At 70.2% G+C, this 19,302-nt stretch carries 15 protein-coding genes; 9 read left to right on the top strand and 6 right to left on the bottom strand.

Annotated features, from left to right (window positions below):
- Window positions 1-22: 22 nt before the first annotated feature.
- Genes ACWPOC_RS19930 through ACWPOC_RS19920 form a run of 3 tightly spaced genes read left to right on the top strand, consistent with a single transcriptional unit; the run spans window position 23 to window position 5,999 of the window.
- The gene (locus ACWPOC_RS19930; protein ID WP_088897675.1) at window positions 23-583 is read left to right on the top strand and encodes a hypothetical protein; all 561 of its coding nucleotides are present in this window, start codon (window positions 23-25) and stop codon (window positions 581-583) included.
- 51 nt (window positions 584-634) lie between these two features.
- A complete protein-coding gene (locus ACWPOC_RS19925) occupies window positions 635-5,197 on the top strand; it encodes an ATP-dependent helicase (RefSeq protein WP_120279892.1) in 4,563 nt (1,520 codons plus the stop codon).
- Between the two features lies 1 nt (window position 5,198).
- Window positions 5,199-5,999 carry a DNA-formamidopyrimidine glycosylase family protein gene (locus ACWPOC_RS19920; RefSeq protein ID WP_120279893.1) on the top strand — a complete coding sequence of 267 codons (801 nt, stop codon included), beginning with the start codon at window positions 5,199-5,201 and terminating at the stop codon, window positions 5,997-5,999.
- Here ACWPOC_RS19920 and ACWPOC_RS19915 read toward each other — a convergent pair.
- On the bottom strand, window positions 5,969-6,637 hold the full coding sequence (locus tag ACWPOC_RS19915) for a TetR/AcrR family transcriptional regulator (protein WP_455409218.1): 669 nt from the start codon (window positions 6,635-6,637) through the stop codon (window positions 5,969-5,971). The two genes, ACWPOC_RS19920 and ACWPOC_RS19915, sit on opposite strands and share 31 nt — an antisense overlap.
- A 25-nt stretch (window positions 6,638-6,662) precedes the next feature.
- Between ACWPOC_RS19915 and ACWPOC_RS19910 the strand changes: the two genes are divergently transcribed.
- Together ACWPOC_RS19910 and ACWPOC_RS19905 are read left to right on the top strand one after the other, a co-directional pair.
- Complete coding sequence (locus ACWPOC_RS19910; protein WP_183070539.1) at window positions 6,663-7,688, top strand: oxygenase MpaB family protein; 1,026 nt, start codon at window positions 6,663-6,665, stop codon at window positions 7,686-7,688.
- A 53-nt stretch (window positions 7,689-7,741) separates the two neighbouring features.
- On the top strand, window positions 7,742-8,263 hold the full coding sequence (locus ACWPOC_RS19905) for a hypothetical protein (protein WP_120279895.1): 522 nt from the start codon (window positions 7,742-7,744) through the stop codon (window positions 8,261-8,263).
- Window positions 8,264-8,312: 49 nt separating this feature from the next.
- Here ACWPOC_RS19905 and glpD read toward each other — a convergent pair whose 3' ends face one another.
- The gene (gene glpD, locus ACWPOC_RS19900) at window positions 8,313-10,043 is read right to left on the bottom strand and encodes a glycerol-3-phosphate dehydrogenase (RefSeq protein WP_039584835.1); all 1,731 of its coding nucleotides are present in this window, start codon (window positions 10,041-10,043) and stop codon (window positions 8,313-8,315) included.
- 116 nt (window positions 10,044-10,159) lie between these two features.
- Between glpD and glpK the strand changes: the two genes are divergently transcribed.
- The gene (glpK, locus tag ACWPOC_RS19895) at window positions 10,160-11,674 is read left to right on the top strand and encodes a glycerol kinase GlpK (protein WP_455409217.1); all 1,515 of its coding nucleotides are present in this window, start codon (window positions 10,160-10,162) and stop codon (window positions 11,672-11,674) included.
- Window positions 11,675-11,713: 39 nt separating this feature from the next.
- Here glpK and ACWPOC_RS19890 read toward each other — a convergent pair whose 3' ends face one another.
- Window positions 11,714-13,111, bottom strand: coding sequence for an NAD(P)H-quinone dehydrogenase (locus tag ACWPOC_RS19890; protein ID WP_120279897.1), 1,398 nt, complete (start codon window positions 13,109-13,111; stop codon window positions 11,714-11,716).
- 212 nt (window positions 13,112-13,323) lie between these two features.
- Between ACWPOC_RS19890 and ACWPOC_RS19885 the strand changes: the two genes are divergently transcribed.
- Entirely contained in the window at window positions 13,324-13,794 is a 471-nt protein-coding gene (locus tag ACWPOC_RS19885) for a gamma-glutamylcyclotransferase (protein WP_120279898.1), read from the top strand.
- Between the two features lie 37 nt (window positions 13,795-13,831).
- Here ACWPOC_RS19885 and ACWPOC_RS19880 read toward each other — a convergent pair whose 3' ends face one another.
- The 3 genes from ACWPOC_RS19880 to ACWPOC_RS19870 form a co-directional block, all read right to left on the bottom strand.
- Entirely contained in the window at window positions 13,832-14,989 is a 1,158-nt protein-coding gene (locus ACWPOC_RS19880; protein WP_258258595.1) for a M20 family metallopeptidase, read from the bottom strand.
- A complete protein-coding gene (locus ACWPOC_RS19875) occupies window positions 14,986-16,146 on the bottom strand; it encodes a M20 family metallopeptidase (protein WP_258258597.1) in 1,161 nt (386 codons plus the stop codon). The genes ACWPOC_RS19880 and ACWPOC_RS19875 overlap by 4 nt, the downstream gene beginning before the upstream one ends.
- Before the next feature lie 78 nt (window positions 16,147-16,224).
- On the bottom strand, window positions 16,225-16,923 hold the full coding sequence (locus ACWPOC_RS19870) for an enoyl-CoA hydratase/isomerase family protein (RefSeq protein ID WP_160874332.1): 699 nt from the start codon (window positions 16,921-16,923) through the stop codon (window positions 16,225-16,227).
- 66 nt (window positions 16,924-16,989) lie between these two features.
- Here ACWPOC_RS19870 and ACWPOC_RS19865 point away from each other — a divergent pair, with 66 nt between their 5' ends.
- On the top strand, window positions 16,990-17,802 hold the full coding sequence (locus tag ACWPOC_RS19865) for a purine-nucleoside phosphorylase (protein WP_455409216.1): 813 nt from the start codon (window positions 16,990-16,992) through the stop codon (window positions 17,800-17,802).
- A complete protein-coding gene (locus tag ACWPOC_RS19860) occupies window positions 17,799-19,298 on the top strand; it encodes a phospho-sugar mutase (protein ID WP_455409215.1) in 1,500 nt (499 codons plus the stop codon). Before ACWPOC_RS19865 ends, ACWPOC_RS19860 begins: the two co-directional genes overlap by 4 nt.
- Window positions 19,299-19,302 lie beyond the last annotated feature (4 nt).

Genomic DNA, 19,302 nt, shown 5'->3' with positions numbered 1-19,302 from the left:
CGGCAGCGGTCATAATCGTCGCGTGAACACCCGTGTGCCCCCGTCGACGGCCGCCCTGCCGCTGCGCGAGACCAAGTACCGCGAGCTCGAACAGTATCCCGAGTTCGGCTCCGTCACGGCCTGGCTTCGCGATGTCGTGTCGTCGATCGTGCCCAACGCCCGCATGAGCGAATGCGAGTACTGGTCCGTCGTGTGTCTTCCCACCGGGGAGCCGGACGACCCGCGGAAGCCGCTGGTCTCGGTGCACGCCGGCAACATGGCGGTCGCCGGGGTGTTCCTCGACCTCTCCGACGGGCAGCGGAGCCTCGCCGGCTACGTCCGCGTGTCGGGGCCCGAGTTGGAGAAGGCCTCGGGCTCGACCCGCGAGCAGCTCGCGGCGGACTCCCCCGACCTCTCCTTCGTCGACGAGGGCTCCGTGGTGTCCGTGGTGTGGAGTGACGAACCCGCCGCGCGGGAGCAGTTCGAGGCGCTGCCGTGGCGGGCCCCGGCGCGGGCGCTCGTGACGGAACTGATGCGTGGCGGCCGCAACTGCTGGGCCGACGATCACTGCCGGCAGATCGCCCGGTTCGCGTACGACGACTGAGCGGGTTCACGTGCGGCGACTGAGTGTGTCGGTCGGCGGGTAGACGATGGGATGGTGACCGACATCCTCGATCGTTTCTCCGCGCCGACCCGGGCGTGGTTCGCCGGGGCGTTCGAGTCCCCGACCCCGGCCCAGCTCGGCGCGTGGGATTCGATCTCCTCGGGAGCCCACACGCTCGTCGTCGCCCCCACCGGCTCGGGCAAGACCCTGTCGGCATTCCTGTGGTCGCTCGACCGGCTCTCGTCCACCCCGGCCGACGAGCACGCAGCGCGCGAGCACCGCACCCGCGTCCTGTACGTCTCGCCGCTCAAGGCCCTCGCCGTCGACGTCGAGCGCAATCTGCGGTCTCCGCTCGTGGGCATCACGCAGACCGCGAAACGGCTCGGTCTGACGCCGCCCGACATCACCGTCGGTGTGCGTTCCGGCGACACCTCCCAGGCCGATCGTCGCGCCCTGGCGCGCACGCCACCGGACATCCTCATCACGACGCCCGAGTCGCTCTTCCTCATGCTCACCTCGTCCGCGCGGGAGAACCTCGTCGGTGTCGAGACGGTGATCGTCGACGAGGTCCACGCGGTGGCGGGGACGAAACGCGGGGCGCACCTCGCGCTGTCGCTCGAGCGTCTCGACCAGCTCCTGCGCGCGCCGGCCCAACGCATCGGGTTGTCGGCCACCGTGCGACCGCACGAGGAGGTCGGCCGGTTCCTCGCCGGTTCCGCCCCCATCCGGATCGTCGCGCCGCCCTCGGCGAAGACGTGGGATCTCGCGGTGCGCGTACCGGTCGAGGACATGACCGAACTCGGGGTCTCCGAGCCCGACGAGGAATCGTTCTCTCCCACACCGCAGGCCGGGTCGATCTGGCCGCACGTCGAGGAGCAGATCGTCGATCTCATCACCGAGCACCGGTCGACGATCGTGTTCGCCAATTCGCGGCGACTGTCCGAACGTCTCACCGCCCGGCTCAACGAGATCCATGCCGAACGTCTCGGCGAGGAGGTGGACCGCGAGGGCGCACCGCCTTCGCAACTCGGATCGCCCACCGAGACCACCGCCGGCGCTGCACCCGTGCTCGCCCGCGCCCACCACGGGTCGGTGAGCAAGGACCAGCGCGCCCTGATCGAGGACGACCTCAAGTCGGGCCGGTTGCGGTGTGTGGTGGCGACGTCGAGTCTCGAACTCGGCATCGACATGGGTGCGGTCGATCTCGTGATCCAGGTCGAGGCTCCGCCCTCGGTGGCCAGCGGTCTGCAACGTGTCGGCCGCGCCGGGCACCAGGTGGGCGAGACCTCACGCGGCGTGCTGTTCCCCAAGCACCGCACCGATCTCGTGCACTGCGCGGTGACCGTCGAGCGGATGGTCGAGGGGCACATCGAAGCGCTGCAGGTCCCGGCGAATCCGCTGGACGTGCTCGCCCAGCAGACGGTCGCGGCAACGGCCCTCGAACCCGTCGACGTCGACGACTGGTTCGACACGGTGCGGCGCAGCGGATCGTTCGCGACGCTCTCCCGCGGCGTCTACGAATCCGTCCTCGACCTGCTCGCCGGTCGCTATCCGTCCGACGAGTTCGCCGAGCTCCGCCCCCGGGTGGTGTGGGACCGCACGGCCGGCACCCTCACCGGCAGGCCCGGCGCCCAGCGACTCGCGGTCACCTCCGGCGGCACGATCCCCGACCGCGGCCTGTTCACCGTGTACATGGTCGGCGAGAAGAACACGCGGGTGGGCGAACTCGACGAGGAGATGGTCTACGAGTCGCGGGTGGGCGACGTCTTCGCGCTCGGTGCCACCAGCTGGCGGATCGAGGAGATCACCTTCGACCGGGTGCTGGTCTCCCCCGCCTACGGCCGGCCCGGCCGGTTGCCCTTCTGGCACGGCGACAGTCAGGGTCGACCCGCCGAACTCGGTGCCGCGCTCGGTGCATTCCTGCGCGAGATGGGGCACGCCTCACCGGAGGACGCCGAGACCCGCTGCCGCAAGGGCGGTCTCGACGACTACGCGACCGGCAATCTCATCCGCCTGCTCGACGAGCAGCGCACCGCCACCGGGCACCTGCCCACCGACCGCACGCTCGTCGTCGAACGGTTCCGCGACGAACTCGGCGACTGGCGGCTGGTGCTGCACTCGCCGTTCGGGTTGCGGGTGCACGCACCGTGGGCGCTCGCGGTGGGCGCGCGACTGCTCGAACGCTACGGCGTCGAATCCCATCCCACGCCCTCGGACGACGGCATCATCGTCCGGTTGCCCGACACCGACGACGCCCCGCCCGGCTCGGAGATCTTCGTCTTCGACACCGAGGAGATCGACGACATCGTCACCGAACAGGTCGGCGGCTCGGCGTTGTTCGCGTCCCGTTTCCGGGAGTGCGCGGCGCGGGCCCTGCTCCTGCCCCGCCGCAATCCGGGCAAGCGCGCCCCGTTGTGGCAGCAGCGTCAACGATCGGCGCAGCTGCTCGACGTCGCTCGCCGCTATCCCGACTTCCCCATCCTGCTCGAGACGGTGCGCGAGTGCCTGCAGGACGTCTACGACCTGCCTGCTCTGCGCGACCTGCTCGGCAGCATCGCCCAGCGCAGGATCCGGCTGGTGGAGGTCGAGACCCCCACGGCCTCACCGTTCGCGACGTCGCTGCTGTTCTCCTATGTGGGCGAGTTCCTGTACGAGGGCGACAGCCCGCTCGCCGAACGTCGGGCGGCGGCACTGTCGCTCGACTCGACGCTGCTCGCCGAACTCCTCGGCCGGGTCGAGCTGCGCGAACTGCTCGACGCCGACGTCATCACCGAGGCCGAGCACGAACTGCAACGCCTGACCCCACAGCGACGCGCACGCGACGCCGAGGGCGTCGCCGATCTGCTGCGTCTGCTCGGTCCGCTCACCGACGCCGAGCTGCGCGAGCGCACCACCGACGACCCGACGTCCTGGATCGAGGATCTCGAAGCGCAACGACGCGCACTGCGTGTCTCGTACGCGGGGGAACACCGGTGGGCGGCGATCGAGGACGCCTCACGTCTGCGCGACGCGCTGGGCGTGCCCCTGCCGATCGGCGTTCCGACGGTGTTCGTCGAACCGGTCCCCGACCCGCTCGGCGATCTGATCGCACGGCACGCCCGTACCCACGGCCCGTTCACCACCGCGCAGGCCGCCGCCCGGTTCGGACTGGGCACGGCGGTCGTCGAATCCGTTCTCGGCCGGCTCGCGTCCGAGAAGCGCGTCACGGCAGGCGAATTCCGTCCGGGTGCGAGCGGATCGGAATGGTGCGACACGGAGGTACTCCGAAGGCTGCGGCGCCGGTCGCTCGCCGCCGCCCGGCAGGACGTCGAACCCGTCAGCACCACGACCCTCGGACGATTCCTGCCCGACTGGCACCACCTCGGCACCGGCCCGGGCACGAGCGCGCTCTACGGCATCGACGGTGTTCTCACCGTCGTCGAACAACTCGCCGGGGTACCGGTGCCCGCGAGCGCCCTCGAACCGCTGATCCTCGCTCCCCGCGTGCGCGACTACACCCCGACGATGCTCGACGAACTCACCACGACCGGCGAGGTCCTGTGGTCGGGCACCGGATCCATCTCCGGGAAGGACGGCTGGGTGGCGCTGCATCCGGCCGATCTGGCTCCGGTGAGCCTGGCCCCGGTCGACGACATCGAGCTCGGACCGGTGCACCGGGCGATCCTCGACTCGCTCTCGGGCGGCGGCGCGTACTTCTTCCGGCAACTCGTCGACGCCGTCACCGCCCTCCACACCACGGCGAGCGACACGACGGTCGCCGACGCCCTGTGGGAGCTGGTGTGGAGCGGGCACGTCGCGGGCGACACCCTCGCCCCGCTGCGTGCCCTGATCGGCGACACCTCCCGCGCCAAGCCCGCCCACCGCACCCCGCGCCGGGCACCGCGCGCCCGGATGTACCGGGCCCGGCCCACGCTGCCGAGCCGCACCGGGCCACCGACCGTCAGCGGCCGATGGTCGATGCTGCCCGCACGCGAGACCGACGCGACGGTCCGCGCGCACACCACCGCCGAACTGCTGCTCGAGCGGTACGGCGTGGTCACCCGCGGTGTCGTCGTCGGTGAGGGCGTGCCCGGTGGTTTCGCGACGATGTACAAGGTGCTCAGCCGGTTCGAGGAGACGGGCCGGTGCCGGCGCGGCTATTTCGTCGATTCGCTGGGCGGAGCGCAGTTCTCGACGCCGTCGGTCGTCGACCGTCTGCGGTCGTTCTCGGATTCGATCGAGGGCCGGCACTCGGAAACCGCGGCCATCACCCTCGCGGCGTGCGATCCCGCCAACCCGTACGGTGCGGCACTGCCGTGGCCGAAGTCGTCGGCCGACGACGACGCGCCGCGACACCGGCCGGGCCGCAAGGCCGGTGGACTCGTGGTGCTCGTCGACGGGGCGCTCGTGCTGTTCGTCGAACGCGGCGGACGCACGCTGCTCACCTTCGACGACGATCCGGGCCGGTTGCGCAGTGCATGTGCGTCGCTCGCCGCGACCGTCAAACGGGGAGGTGTCGACAAGATCGTCGTCGAGAAGGTCGACGGTGAGACGATCCACGGGCACGAGTTCGCCGGATATCTTGCCGAAGCGGGATTCTCGGCGACGCCGCGCGGCTACCGGTTGAGGTTCTGACGTGCCCGAGGGAGACACCGTGTTCCGCGCCGCGCACCGCCTCCGAACGGCACTGGAAGGAAAGATGCTCACCGAGACGGACTTCCGCGTGCCGCGTTTCGCCACCGCCGATTTCACCGGGTGCACGGTCGACGAAGTGGTCTCGCGGGGCAAGCACCTGCTCGTCCGCGTGGCCGACGTCTCGATCCATTCGCACCTGAAGATGGAAGGCGAATGGCACGTCTACCCGCGCGGAACACGGTGGCGCAAGCCCGGATACAAGGCGCGTATCGTGCTCGGCACCGAGGACGTGCAGGCGGTGGGTTTCGAACTCGGCATCGTCGAGGTGCTCGCCCGCGATCGGGAGGACGACGCCGTGGGGCATCTCGGGCCGGATCTGCTCGGTCCCGATTGGGATCCCGAGCGTGCGGCGGCGAATCTCGTGCGCGACCCGGACCGCCCGATCGGGGTGGCCCTGCTCGATCAGCGCATCATGGCCGGCGTCGGGAACGTGTACCGCTCCGAACTGTGCTTCCTGAGGGGCGTCGATCCGTGGACGCCGGTCGCGCAGGCCGGGGATCCCGCGGCGTGGGTCGACCTCGCGCATCGGTTGCTGGTCGCGAACCGTGACAGGACGACCCGTATCACCACCGGCGACCGCCGTCCGGGCCGCAATCTGTGGGTGTACGGGCGTCGCGGGAAGCCGTGCAGACGCTGCCGGACTCGGATCCGGTTCGGCGAGATCGGCACCGCGACCGATCCCGAACGGGTGGTCTACCGGTGCCCGCGATGTCAGCCGCGCCCGGAAGGACCCCCGGCCTGATCGCCCTGCAGGCACGCCGCCCTGCCGGCGTCCTCGACGAGCGCGACGCAGTGCCGGACGAGGGTCTCTCGCGAGACCGCGAGGTCGCCTTCGAGATACCCCATGAACAGGCTGGTGAGGGCGCCGACGACACCCACGGCCACCATGTGGCGCTCCCCCTCGTCGCCGCGCGGCGGCAGTTGGTCGCGGACCAGCGCGACGAAGGCCGGCGCGAGTTCGATACCGCGCCGACTGATTGCGGGTTCGCGCAACGGAGCGAGGAGGAGCACGCGTCCCTTCGCAGGATCGTCGACCATGAGCTCGACGAACGCCCGCACCGCGGCCTCGGCCCGGCCGAGGGTGGGCGCGGACAGGACCGCCTTGGTCAGCGCGTCGCGGGCGCGGTCGGCGACGTGGGCGTAGACCTCGCGGACGAAGGTGTCGCGGTCGGTGAAGCTCTCGTAGAAGTACCGTTCGGTGAGTTCGGCGGCCCGGCACACGGCCCGGACGTTCGCCGCCGCGCCGTCGGGGGCTCCGAGCAGGTCGACGCCCACCGTGAGGAGGCGTTCCCTGCGCAGCCGACGGCGTTCGTCGATGCCGACGCCCGCCCAGCTGCGGCGCGTGGTGTCCACCCTGTCGCTTCCCGTCGTTGACTGCATGCCCGCCGAATCCTACTCTGACAACATGCGTAGTCAGGGTTCCGTCGGGCCGGACACCGCCGAGTCGTCGCACTTCGCGGCACCGCGCCCTGCACGGCCGGAACCACCGGAACCCCTGGGTCCCGATTCGCTGACCTGGCGGTATTTCGGCGGGTGGCGCGGCATGCTCTTCGGGCCGTGGGCCGGATCGATGCAGAACATGCATCCCGGCCTCGGCGCCGGGGTCGAGGAACACTCGCAGTTCTTCGACGAACGCTGGGAACGGCTCTACCGATCGCTGTACCCGATCTACGGCGTCGTCTTCGACGGACCCCGCGCCCCGGAGACCGCAGCGAAGGTGCGCGGCTACCACAACACCATCAAAGGCCTCGACAAGAAGGGCCGCAGGTACCACGCGCTCGATCCCGACACCTTCTACTGGGCGCACGCGACCTTCTTCTACAGCCTCGTCGTCTCCATCGAGTGGTTCGACGGCCCGCTCACCCTCGAACAGAAGCACCGCCTGTTCGACGAGCACGTGCAGTGGTACCGGCTGTACGGCATGCCGATGCACTCGGTCCCCGCATCCTGGGAGGACTTCCTCGAGTACTGGGACCACATGTGCCGCACCGTGCTCGAGGACAACAAGGCCACTCGCGACGTGCTCGACCTGTCGAATCTCGACCGCCCGCCCTTCCTGCGGTGGTTCCCCGAAGGGGTCTGGAAACTGATCCGCCCACCGGTGACGGCCGGTTTCCTGTGGCTCACCGTCGGGCTGTACGACCCACCGGTACGCGAGCTGCTCGGCTACCGGTGGAGCCGACCGGAGGCGGCACTGCACGCTCTCGTCGGTCGCGCGATCGGACTCGGCACGAAACTCGTGCCGTGGCGGTACCGCTACCACCCGCGGGCGCGGGCCGGCTGGGACCGCGCGTTCGGGCGGATCCCGGCCGATACCGGCCTGCTCGAGACACCGGCGCGCAATCTGCCGCCCCTCGACCGCCGCGATTCACCGATGCACTACAGCCCGAAGGTGACGGCTCGCCACCGCCCCACCACCGATTCATCCTGACGCGTCCTGCCGGTCGGCGCCTCGCCGAGGGTGTTCTGTGTCACGCTATCGAGGTGTCCACGCCCTCGTACCTGTTGTCTCGACGGCGCCGTCCCCTGCCGCCGAGTTCGGCGGCCTCCCGTATCAGCGCGTACGTCTACGGCAACATCCTGGTGCTGGCCGCGCTCGTCCCCATCACGACGTCCCCCGAGTACATCGGGATCGCGATCGTGGTCGGCACTGCGCTCTCGACGTTCATCGCCCATGTCTTTGCGGAGTCCGTCGCCCAATCCGTTCGTTCGGGTGAACAACTCTCGCGTAGCGAACGCATCGAGGAACTCCGCGACTCCGTTCCCATCCTGTCGTCGGCGGTGTTGCCCTGTCTCGTGCTCGCCACGGCCTGGATCGGCTGGCTCGAACCCCGTACGGCCCACATCCTCGCCGAGGTCGCCGTGCTGATCCGTATCGGCTCGACCGTGTTCGTCGTGCGCCGGTTGCAGAACCGCAGACCGAATCACCGGACCGTGATAGCCGCGGTGGGAGTGGCTCTGATCGCGACGATCGTGGTCGTCGTGAAGGTCGTGCTCACGCACTGACCGTGGAAGCGGTGCCCACGCACCGAGCCCCGTCAGGCGCCGCCCGCGGCTAGGTGATGGGCACCGGCTCGAGGATCTCCGGCCGGGCCTCGGGCGCCGCTGCCCTCAGTGCGTCCGCGGATTCGTCGTCGGGTCGGTTCTGCGACTCGATCTCGGCCTCGACCCGCGCCCGGTAGGTCGCGACCTCCCGGTCGATCATCGCGTCGTCCCAGCCGAGGACCGGAGCGACCAGCCGGGCCGTCTGCTCCGCGCAGTGCAGACCGCGGTGTGGGTATTCGATCGAGATGCGGGTCCGGCGCGCCAGCAGGTCCTCGAGATGCAGAGCGCCCTCGGCGGCCGCACCGTAGACCACCTCGACCTGCAGGTACTGCGGGGCATCGGTCAGCGGTTCGAGCAGTTCGGGCCGGCCCTTCGCGAGGCTCAGCACGTCCTCGACAAGGGAGCCGTAGCGGTCGAGCAGATGCTTGACGCGGTAGGGATGCAGGCCGTACTGCTCGGCGAGGTGCATGGTCTGGTTGACCAGCGCGAAGTACCCGTCGGCCCCGACGAGGGGCACCTTCTCGGTGATCGACGACGCGATCCGGGCCGGGATGTCCTCGGCCGCGAGATCGACGGCGTCCTCGGCCATGACGCGGTAGGTCGTGTACTTGCCCCCGGCGATCGCCACGAGCCCCGGCGCCACCCGCGCGACGGCGTGCTCGCGCGAGAGCTTCGACGTCTCGTCGCTCTCCCCCGCCAGCAACGGTCGCAGACCGGCGTAGACACCGTCGATGTCGTCGTGGGTGAGCGGGACGACGAGCACGCGGTTGACGTGGTCGAGGATGTAGTCGATGTCGGCCTTCGTCGCCGCCGGGTGCGCCAGGTCGAGATTCCAGTCGGTGTCGGTGGTGCCGATGATCCAGTGGTTGCCCCACGGGATGACGAACAGCACCGACTTCTCGGTGCGCAGGATGATCGCCGAGTCGCTGACGATCCGGTCGCGGGGCACGACGATGTGCACGCCCTTCGACGCGCGGACCCGGAATCGGCCGCGCTGCCGCGACAACGACTGGATCTCGTCGGTCCACACGCCGGTCGCGTTGATCACCGCGTGCGCTCGCACCTCGGTGACCGAACCGTCCTCGCTGTCGCGCACCCGTACACCCGACACGCGGTCGGCCTCGCGCAGGAAACCGACGACCTGCGTGGACGTACGCACGACCGCACCGTAGTGCGCGGCCGTCCGCGCGACGGTCATGGTGTGCCGGGCGTCGTCGACGACCGTGTCGTAGTAGCGGATTCCGCCGACGAGCGAATTGCGCTTGAGACCGGGAACCATCCGCAGGGCACCCGACCGGGTCAGGTGCTTCTGCGCCGGAACGGACTTCGCGCCGCCGAGACGGTCGTAGAGGAAGATCCCCGCCGCGACGTAGGGCCGCTCCCACACCCGATGGGTGAGCGGGAAGAGGAACTTCAGCGGCCTGACCAGGTGCGGAGCCAGGGTCGTCAACGCGAGTTCGCGCTCGCGCAAGGCTTCCCGCACCAGACCGAATTCGAGCTGTTCGAGATAGCGCAGCCCACCGTGGAACATCTTCGACGACCGGCTCGACGTGCCGGACGCGAAGTCGCGGGCCTCGACGAGCGCGACCCGCAGGCCCCGGGTCGCGGCGTCGAGCGCTGCTCCCGCCCCGACGACACCACCACCGATGACGACGACGTCGAACTGTTCGGTGGCGAGACGACGCCAGGCGTCGGCGCGCTGTTGCGGTCCGAGGAGTTGCACACCCGATTGGTTGGTCACCGCACCCGCTCCCGTGAGTCGCCGACGTATCCCGATCAAGGCTAGTAGCTTCGGACCCGCAGCGCGCAGCGGAAGCGTTGCCGAACCGAGCCGTCCCCTTCACCCGAGGACCACCTGTGAACCAGTTCATCGCGGCGATCGACCAGGGCACCACGTCCAGCCGGTGCATCATCTTCGACCACGACGGGCGCATCGTCTCGCTCGCGCAGAAGGAACACCGCCAGTTCTTCCCGCGGTCGGGATGGGTCGAACACGACCCGGAAGAGCTGTGGCTCAACACCCGTGAGGTGGGCGCCGCGGCACTCGCCAAGGCGGATCTGCGACGCAACGACATCGCGGCGATCGGCCTGACGAACCAGCGCGAGACCACGGTGGTGTGGGACCGCACCACCGGAAAACCGGTGTACAACGCGATCGTCTGGCAGGACACCCGCACCGACAGGCTCGTCGAGGAGCTCGCCGGCGACGCCGGGCCCGACCGCTACCGCGAGATCACCGGACTACCGCTGTCGACCTATTTCGCCGGACCGAAGGTGCGGTGGATCCTCGACAACGTCGACGGTGCCCGAGAGCGCGCCGAGGCCGGCGACCTCGCGTTCGGCACCATCGACAGCTGGATCCTGTGGAATCTCACCGGTGGTGTCGGCGAGGAGGGCCAGCCGCCCGGCCTGCACATCACCGATGTGACCAACGCCTCCCGGACGCTGCTGATGAATCTCGGGACGCAGCAGTGGGATCCGGCGATCTGCGCCGAATTCGGCATCCCGGAGTCGATGCTGCCGGAGATCCGCAGTTCGTCGGAGGTGTACGGGCACGCCCGCGAACGTGGACCGCTCGCCGGGGTCCCGATCGCCGGCATCCTCGGCGACCAGCAGGCCGCGACCTTCGGCCAGGGCTGCCTGTCCCCCGGCGAGGCGAAGAACACCTACGGCACCGGCAACTTCCTGCTGCTCAACACCGGCACGACCCCGGTGCACAGCGAGCACGGCCTGATCACCACCGTCTGTTATCGCATCGGTGACGCCCCCGCGGTCTACGCCCTCGAAGGTTCGGTGGCGGTGACCGGTTCGCTCGTGCAGTGGCTGCGCGACAATCTCGGGCTGATCCGGTCCGCCGACGAGATCGAAGCGCTCGCCGCGAGCGTCCCCGACAACGGCGGGGCCTATTTCGTGCCGGCCTTCTCGGGATTGTTCGCGCCTCGCTGGCGACCCGACGCCCGCGGCGTCATCGCCGGCCTGACGCGCTTCGTCGAGAAGGGCCACCTCGCGCGGGCGGCGCTCGAGGCGACGGCCTACCAGACGCGGGAGGTCATCGAGGCGATGAACGCCGACTCCGGGGTCGACCTGCGCACCCTCAAGGTCGACGGCGGCATGGTCGCCAACGATCTGCTCATGCAGTTCCAGTCCGACATCCTCGGTGTGCCGGTCGTGCGGCCCACCGTCTCCGAGACCACCGCGCTCGGTGCCGCCTACGCCGCCGGTCTCGCCGTCGGCTTCTGGGAGGACGAGGAGGACATCCGCCGCAACTGGACCGCGGACCGCACGTGGGAACCGGCGATGCCGGTCGACGAACGCGAGCGCCTGTTCGGCGAATGGAACAAGGCGGTCGAACGCACCTACGACTGGGCCTGAGCAGGGCGGGATCGCTGCCGATCCCGCCCCGTCCGGCGCCTAGTCCAGATCGTCGTGGCGCATCAGCTGGCGGGCGGCCTCGGTGACCGATCCGCTCAGCGACGGGTAGACCGAGAAGGTCTGCGCGAGGTCGTTGACCGACAGGTTGTTCTGCACCGCCAACGCGATGGGAAGGATGAGCTCGGAGGCGGTCGGGGCGACGACCACACCGCCGATGACCACACCGGTCGCGGGGCGGCAGAAGATCTTCACGAAACCGCGCCGTAGGCCGGACATCTTGGCGCGCGGGTTGGTGTTGAGCGGGAGCATGACGGTGCGGGCGGGCACCTCACCCTTGTCGATCGTCGCCTGACTGACACCGACGGCAGCGATCTCAGGACGCGTGAACACTGCGGCCGCAACGGTTTTCAGCTTGATAGGGCTCACGCCTTCGCCGAGCGCGTGATAGATCGCGATGCGGCCCTGCATGGCCGCGACCGACGCGAGCGGCAGCAGTCCGGTGCAGTCGCCCGCGGCGTAGATGCCGGGGACGGCAGTGCGGGAGACGCGGTCGACGGGAAGGTAACCGCCCCGGTCGAGTTCGAGCCCGACCTTGTCGAGACCGAGATCCCGGGTGTTGGGCACTGAGCCGACGGTCATCAGCACGTGGCTGCCCTCGACGATGCGGCCGTCGGCGAGGAGCACGCGGACGCCGTCCTTCGTGCGTTCGACCCGGTCGGCGCGGGCATGCTTGACGAGGGTCACACCGCGCTCGGTGAGGACGTCCTCGAGCACGAGAGCCGCGTCCTCGTCCTCGTGCGGCAGGATCCGGTCGCGGCTCGACACGACGGTGACCTGCACGCCGACCTCGGTGTAGGCGGAGACGAACTCGGCGCCGGTGACACCCGAACCCACGACGACGAGGTGCTCGGGCAGCTTCTCGAGGTCGTAGAGCTGACGCCAGGTGAGGATCCGCTCACCGTCCGGCTCCGCGCCCGGCAGGATGCGCGGACTCGCGCCGGTCGCGATCAGCACGACGTCGGCGTCGAGCACCTTCTCCTCACCGGTCAGCAGCTTGGCGCGCACCTGGTGGGCGGCCATACCGGGCTGCGTGTCGACGAGTTCGCCGTAACCGGAGTACAGCTTCACCCCGGCGGCCTCGAGCTTGGTGCGGATGTCGGCGGACTGTGCGCGGGCCAGGCTCTTCACACGGCTGTGGACCTGCGGCAGCGACACCTCGGCGCGTTCGAGCTCGATGCCCAGGTCGGCGGCGCGGCGCATGTCGGTGCGCACGCCGGTCGAGGCGATGAAGGTCTTGGAGGGGACGCAGTCGAAGAGCACGCAGGCGCCACCGATCCCGTCCGAATCGATCAGTGACACCGTCGCGCCGTACTGGGATGCCACCAGCGCCGCCTCGTATCCTGCGGGGCCGCCGCCGATGATGACGATCCGGGTCATTGTTCTCCTCTGTATCGATTCCGAAGGGTGCCGGGTCGGGCTGCACGTGAGCGCCTGGTGGGCACACACGTCGGTCTCAACGCTATGCCAATGCCCCCACCTCGCGCACAGGGACCGGTGGACCCGGCACGCAACAGCCCTCCGACACTCCTCGTCCGTCCCTGTGCCGCCCCTCCGACGACTCCGGTGGACGACGGGTTAGCCTTATCCTCGTGCCGATCTACGCCGCCTACGGGTCCAACATGCATCCGGAGCAGATGCTGACGCGCTGCCCGCATTCGCCGATGGCGGGAACCGGGTGGTTGCACGGTTGGCGACTGACCTTCGCCGGCGCCGACATCGGCTGGGAGGGTGCCCTCGCGACGGTCGTCGAGGATCCGGACGCGAAGGTGTTCGTGGTGCTCTACGACGTGCCGGAGGACGACGAGCGCAGCCTCGACCGCTGGGAGGGAGCCGAACTCGGTTTCCACCGCAAGATCCGCGTGCGTGTCGACACGGCCGACGGTCCGGTCCTGGCGTGGCTGTACGTCGTCGACGGATACGAGGGCGGCCTGCCGTCGGCACGCTATCTGGGTGTGATGGCCGACGCGGCCGAGATCGCCGGAGCACCCGCCGACTACGTGCGGGATCTGCGGACCCGCAACAGCCGCAACGTCGGACCGGGACGACCCGACAGTTTCTAGTCGGGCGCTCTCATCGAGCGCCGAGCGTGAAGCGCTCTCATCGAGCGCCGAGCGCCAGATTCGTCATCACCCGTACGCCCACGGCGAGCGCCCGCTCGTCGAGATCGAAGGTGGGCTGGTGGATGTCGAGTTCGGGCCCGACCCCCGGCCACACCCCGAGCCGCCCCATGGCGCCGGGGACGTGTTCGAGGTACCACGAGAAGTCTTCTCCCCCACCGGATTGCGGGGTGTCCGCGAGGGCGTCGGGGCCGGTCGCGCGGATCGCGTCCTCGAACATGCGCGCCGACACCTCGTCGTTGACCACCGGCGGCACGCCGCGGCGGTAGTTCAGTTCGTAGCTGACACCGGTGGGCGCGAGCAGACCGTGCACGATCTCGCGGACCATCGGTTCGAGCAGCTCCCAGGTGTCGTGGTCGCCGGTGCGGACCGTGCCCGCGAGCATGCCGGTGCGCGGGATCGCGTTCGGTGCCTTGCCGGCGCTGACCGCACCCCACACCATCACGGTGCCGGTGCGCGGATCGATGCGACGGCTGAGCATGCCGGGAAGACCCGTGATGACGGCACCGAGACCGTAGACGAGATCGCCGGTCAGGTGCGGCCGGGAGGTGTGCCCACCGGGTGAGTCGAGGACGAGTTCGACGGTGTCGGCCGCCGAGGTGATCGCCCCGACCCGCATACCGACCTTGCCCGCCTCGAGACGCGGGTCGCAGTGCAAGGCGAAGATCCGCGCGACCCCGTCGAGTCCGCCCGCCGCGACGACGTCGAGCGCCCCGCCCGGCATGACCTCCTCCGCGGGCTGGAAGACCAACCGGACACCGATCGGCAGTTCGGGCATCGAGGCCAGCGCCAGACCTGCACCGAGCACGACGGTGGTGTGGGCGTCGTGCCCACACGCATGCGAGACACCGGGGACGGTGGATTCGAACGGCAGGCCGGTGGCCTCCTGCATCGGCAGGGCGTCCATGTCGGCGCGCAGGGCGATGCGCGGTCCGCCGGTCGGACCGAGATCGCAGATCAGGCCGGTGCCGCGAGGCAGGACCTTCGGCTCCAGTCCGGCCGCGCGCAGGTGCTTCGCGACGAACTCGGTGGTGGCGTACTCCTGCCGGGCGAGCTCGGGATTCGCATGGATGTGACGGCGCCAGAGCGAGAGGTCCTCGGTGTGGCGGTCCAGCCACTTCTCGACGTAGGGGTTCATCGGCGGCCGGCCTGTTCGAGGAGGCGTGCCCGGTGGACGGGATCGGTCGCCGCGCGTACGGCGGTCGCTGCGAGCGCGCGCGCTCCGTCGAGTACTGCCCGATCGGCGGACTCGGTGACGCACGCGGCCGCGAATGCGGCCTGATGTGTCACCGCGCCACCGGAGTCGAGTCCGATGACCGGATGGATTCCCGGCACCACGTTCGTCACGTTTCCCATGTCGGTACTGCCCAGGGGGCGCGCTCCTTCCTCCTCGACGGGCAGCGGTCGGCGCCCGAGATCGATGATCTCCTCACGATATGCCTGCACCAGCCACGGGTCGGGAGTGAGTTCGGTATAGGTCGGCGAGACCGTCCGGATCCGGTGGTTGCATCCGGTGGCCAGCGCCCCGGCGGCGAAGCAGTTGCGTGCGCGTTCGACGAGGTCGTCGAGGAGTTCGCTCGTCCCGGCCCGCAGGTAGTACAGCAGTTCGGTGTGGCTGGGCACGATGTTCGGTGCCGTCCCGCCCTGCGCGACGATGCCGTGGATCTGTTGCCCGGGATGCAGGTGCTGCCGCAGCAGTCCGACCGCGACCTGGGCGACGGTCGCCGCGTCGGCGGCGTTGAGCCCGTACTCGGGGGCCGCCGAGGCGTGCGCCTCGCGGCCGTCGTACTCGACGGCGATGTCGGCGAGGGCGAGCGAGGTCGCCCCGGTGATGTCGAACGGGCCGGGGTGCACCATCATCGCCGCACCGACGCCGTCGAAGACGCCGCGTTCGAGCATGAGGACCTTACCGCCGCCGGTCTCCTCCGCGGGGGTTCCGATGACGCGGACGGTCACGCCGAGTTCGTCGGCGAGCGCGGCGAGGCCGATCCCGGCACCCACGGCCGACGCCCCGATGATGTTGTGGCCGCACGCGTGCCCGATGCCGGGCAGCGCGTCGTACTCGGCGCAGAACGCGAGGACGAGTTCGCCGCTGCCGAACCGCGCGTCGAAGGCGGTGGGCAGGTCGGCGATGCCGGTGGTGACCTCGAAATCGTGGGCGCGCAGCACCTCGACGATCTTCGCGGCGCTCCGGTGTTCCTCGAATGCGAGTTCCGGTTCGGCGTGGATGGAATGCGACAGGCCGACGAGGGTGTCGGAAGCAGCCTCGATCGCCGTGGCGTAGTCGGTCGTCACGGGGTCCAGTCTGTCATGCTCACCGCGTCCCGATCGATCGGCGCGTGCGACCGGTTCGTCGACGTCGCGGCGGGGCGATCAGCCCAGCCGGAAGTTCGACGCGTCGGTCCGGATCTCCAGCGCGGAGATCAACGGTGCGTGCAGACCGCGCTTGATGCCCGACAGATTCGGTCCGCGGGTGGCGGTGAGCGCCGCGGCCCGCTCGACCGCGGCGGCGAGCACGTCGTCCCCGGTGACGGCCTGCTCGGCGATGCCCGCGGCCACGGCGTCCTCACCGCCGTAGCGACGACCGGTGGTGATGGCCTCGACCGCCGTCTGGATCGGCAGGCGGGAACGGATCAGCGCGGACATCCCGACGGTGAACGGCATGTTCAACTGCACCTCGGGCAGGCACCAGTAGCCGCGATCGGCGCGCATCACCCGGAAGTCGTGCACGAGCGCGAGCATCGCGCCGGCACCGAAGGCGTGCCCCTGCACGGCGGCGACCGTCGCCGCGGGGAAGGTGAGCAGCCGCACGTAGAGGTCGTGGACGGAGTCCAGATAGCCGGGCAGATCCGGCAGGTTCGCGCCGACCCAGTCGATGTCGAGTCCGTTGCTCCAGAACTTGCCGGTCGCTGCGGTCACGAGGGCAGCGGGTCCGTCGTGTGCCTCCACCTCGTCGAGGAGGGAGTGGATCGCGACCAGACGGTCCGGGTGGAAACGGTTCTCGGAGACCTCCGCGTCACGGTCACCGAGATGCAGGACGAAGACGTCGCCGTCACGTTCGAGGTAAGGCATGCGCGTCAGCATACCGCGCCTACTTACCCGCGAGTAACATGTCGGGAGCGATTAGGGTCCGATGCCATGGGAGAACCCGATCACGTCTTCGACCCCGCCGCGGCCGCCGACGCCGCAGCCGCCGCTCTCGCCGAACGGACGGGGGTCGCCGAACACTCCGTCGCCGTCGTCCTCGGGTCCGGCTGGCGGGCCGCGGTCGAGAGTTTCGGCATCCCCGTCGCCACGATCCCGATGAGCGAGCTGCCCGGCTTCGCACCACCGACGGCGGCAGGGCACGCCGGGAACATCCACTCGGTGCGGGCCGGCGACAACGCCGTCCTCGTCCTCGCCGGCCGCGTCCACGCCTACGAGGGGCACGACCTCGCCCGCGTCGTCCACCCCGTGCGCACGGCGGTCGCGGCGGGTGCCCGCACCGTCGTCCTCACCAATGCGGCGGGCGGCATCGATCCCGAGTTCTCCGTGGGGCAGCCGGTTCTCCTCTCGGACCACCTCAATCTCACCGGTCGCTCGCCGCTGGTGGGTGCCCAGTTCGTCGACCTCGTCGACGCCTACTCGCCGGATCTTCGTGCACTCGCCCGCGAGATCGATCCGTCGCTGCGCGAAGGGGTCTACGCCGGTCTGCCCGGGCCGCACTACGAGACCCCGGCAGAGATCCGGATGCTGCGCACCCTCGGCGCCGATCTCGTCGGCATGTCCACGGTCCACGAGACCATCGCGGCGCGCGCGGCCGGAGCGCGGGTGCTCGCGGTCTCGCTGGTGACCAACGCCGCGGCCGGCATCACCGGTGCTCCCCTCGACCACACCGAGGTGCTCGCCGCGGGTCGCGCGGCCGCGACCCGGATGGGCGATCTCCTGCGCGATCTGGCGGCCCGGCTGTGACGCTGCGATTCGGCACCGCGGGTCTGCGCGGCCCGGTCGGCGACGGGCCGGACTGCATGAACGTGCCCGTCGTCGTCCGCACCACCGCCGGGCTCGCGGCGTGGCTCGAGGCGAACGGGCAGGGCGGTGGCACCGTCGTCGTCGGCCGCGACGCCCGCACGGGCTCGGCGGAATTCCACACTGCCGCCGCGGAAGTCCTCGCCGCGGCCGGTTTCGACGTCGTCGCCCTCGCAGAACCGCTCCCCACGCCGGTGACCGCCTTCGCGGTACGGGCGCTGGACGCCGTTGCGGGCGTGCAGATCACGGCGTCGCACAATCCCGCCGCCGACAACGGGTACAAGGTCTACCTCGCGGACGGGGCTCAGCTGGCGGCACCCGCCGATCGGGAGATCGAAACGGCGATCGACGCCGTCGGTGATGCCGCGGACGTGCCCCGGGTACCGGTCGCGCCGTCGGGTGACGACCTCGTCGATCGTTATCTCGCCCGGGTCGCGTCGCTCCCCCGTTCCCCGCACCGCAGCGTGCGCATCGCCCTGACGGTACTGCACGGCGTCGGCGGCGAGACGGCGGTTGCGGCCCTGCGTGCCGCGGGATTCCACGACATCCACGTCGTGGCGTCCCAGTTCGCACCCGACCCGGCGTTTCCCACCGTCGCCTTCCCCAATCCCGAGGAACCGGGCGCGACCGATGCCCTGCTCGCGCTGGCGGCCGAGGTCGATGCCGACATCGCGCTGGCGCTCGATCCCGATGCCGACCGTTGCGCGGTGGGTGTCCCGGGCCCGCAGGGGTGGACGATGTTGCGCGGCGACGAGACCGGGGTCCTGCTCGGCGACCGGATCCTCGCGTCGTCGCCGCTCGGCTCGCTGGTCGCGACCACCATCGTCTCGTCGACCATGCTGGGACGGCTCGCGGCCGCACGTGGTGCGCGATATGCGCAGACACTCACGGGTTTCAAATGGCTCGCCCGCGCCGGCGACGGCCTCGTCTACGCGTACGAGGAGGCGATCGGACACTGTGTGGATCCGGACGCTGTGCGCGACAAGGACGGCATCGCGACCGCCGTGGTCGTCGCCGACTACGCGGCCGATCTGAAGCAGTCCGGCCGGACCCTGCTCGACGCACTCGACGACCTGCATCGCGAACTCGGTGTCCACATCGGCGATCAGGTGTCGATCCGCGTCGACGACCTGCAGCGCATCGGCGCCGTGATGACGCGGCTGCGTGCGGAGCCGCCGACGGCCCTCGCGGGTCTGGATGTGACCGCGACCGATCTCGCCGAGAGCCCGGGACCGATGAGCACCGATGCTCTCGTCTTCGAGAGTCGCGCGGACGCCCCGGACGGAACGACGGTGCGCGTGGTGGTGAGACCGTCGGGCACCGAGCCGAAGCTCAAGGTCTATCTGGAGGTGGTCACGGAGCGAGACCGCCCGACCGCGGAGGCGACACTCGACGCCCTGCGCGGATGGGCGGCCTCACTCGGTGACGAGAACCCCTGACCCG

Source organism: Rhodococcus sp. 5G237 (assembly GCF_053764735.1).
This window is presented reverse-complemented; position numbering and strand designations above follow the sequence as displayed.

Excerpts from the sequence above, each read along its gene's own strand:
- ACWPOC_RS19925 (WP_120279892.1), top strand. The coding sequence starts at position 635 with ATGGTGACCGACATCCTCGATCGTTTCTCCGCGCCGACCCGGGCGTGG.
- ACWPOC_RS19890 (WP_120279897.1), bottom strand. The coding sequence starts at position 13,111 with ATGACCCGGATCGTCATCATCGGCGGCGGCCCCGCAGGATACGAGGCG.
- ACWPOC_RS19910 (WP_183070539.1), top strand. The coding sequence starts at position 6,663 with ATGCGTAGTCAGGGTTCCGTCGGGCCGGACACCGCCGAGTCGTCGCAC.
- ACWPOC_RS19915 (WP_455409218.1), bottom strand. The coding sequence starts at position 6,637 with ATGCAGTCAACGACGGGAAGCGACAGGGTGGACACCACGCGCCGCAGC.
- ACWPOC_RS19870 (WP_160874332.1), bottom strand. The coding sequence starts at position 16,923 with ATGCCTTACCTCGAACGTGACGGCGACGTCTTCGTCCTGCATCTCGGT.
- ACWPOC_RS19880 (WP_258258595.1), bottom strand. The coding sequence starts at position 14,989 with ATGAACCCCTACGTCGAGAAGTGGCTGGACCGCCACACCGAGGACCTC.
- ACWPOC_RS19865 (WP_455409216.1), top strand. The coding sequence starts at position 16,990 with ATGGGAGAACCCGATCACGTCTTCGACCCCGCCGCGGCCGCCGACGCC.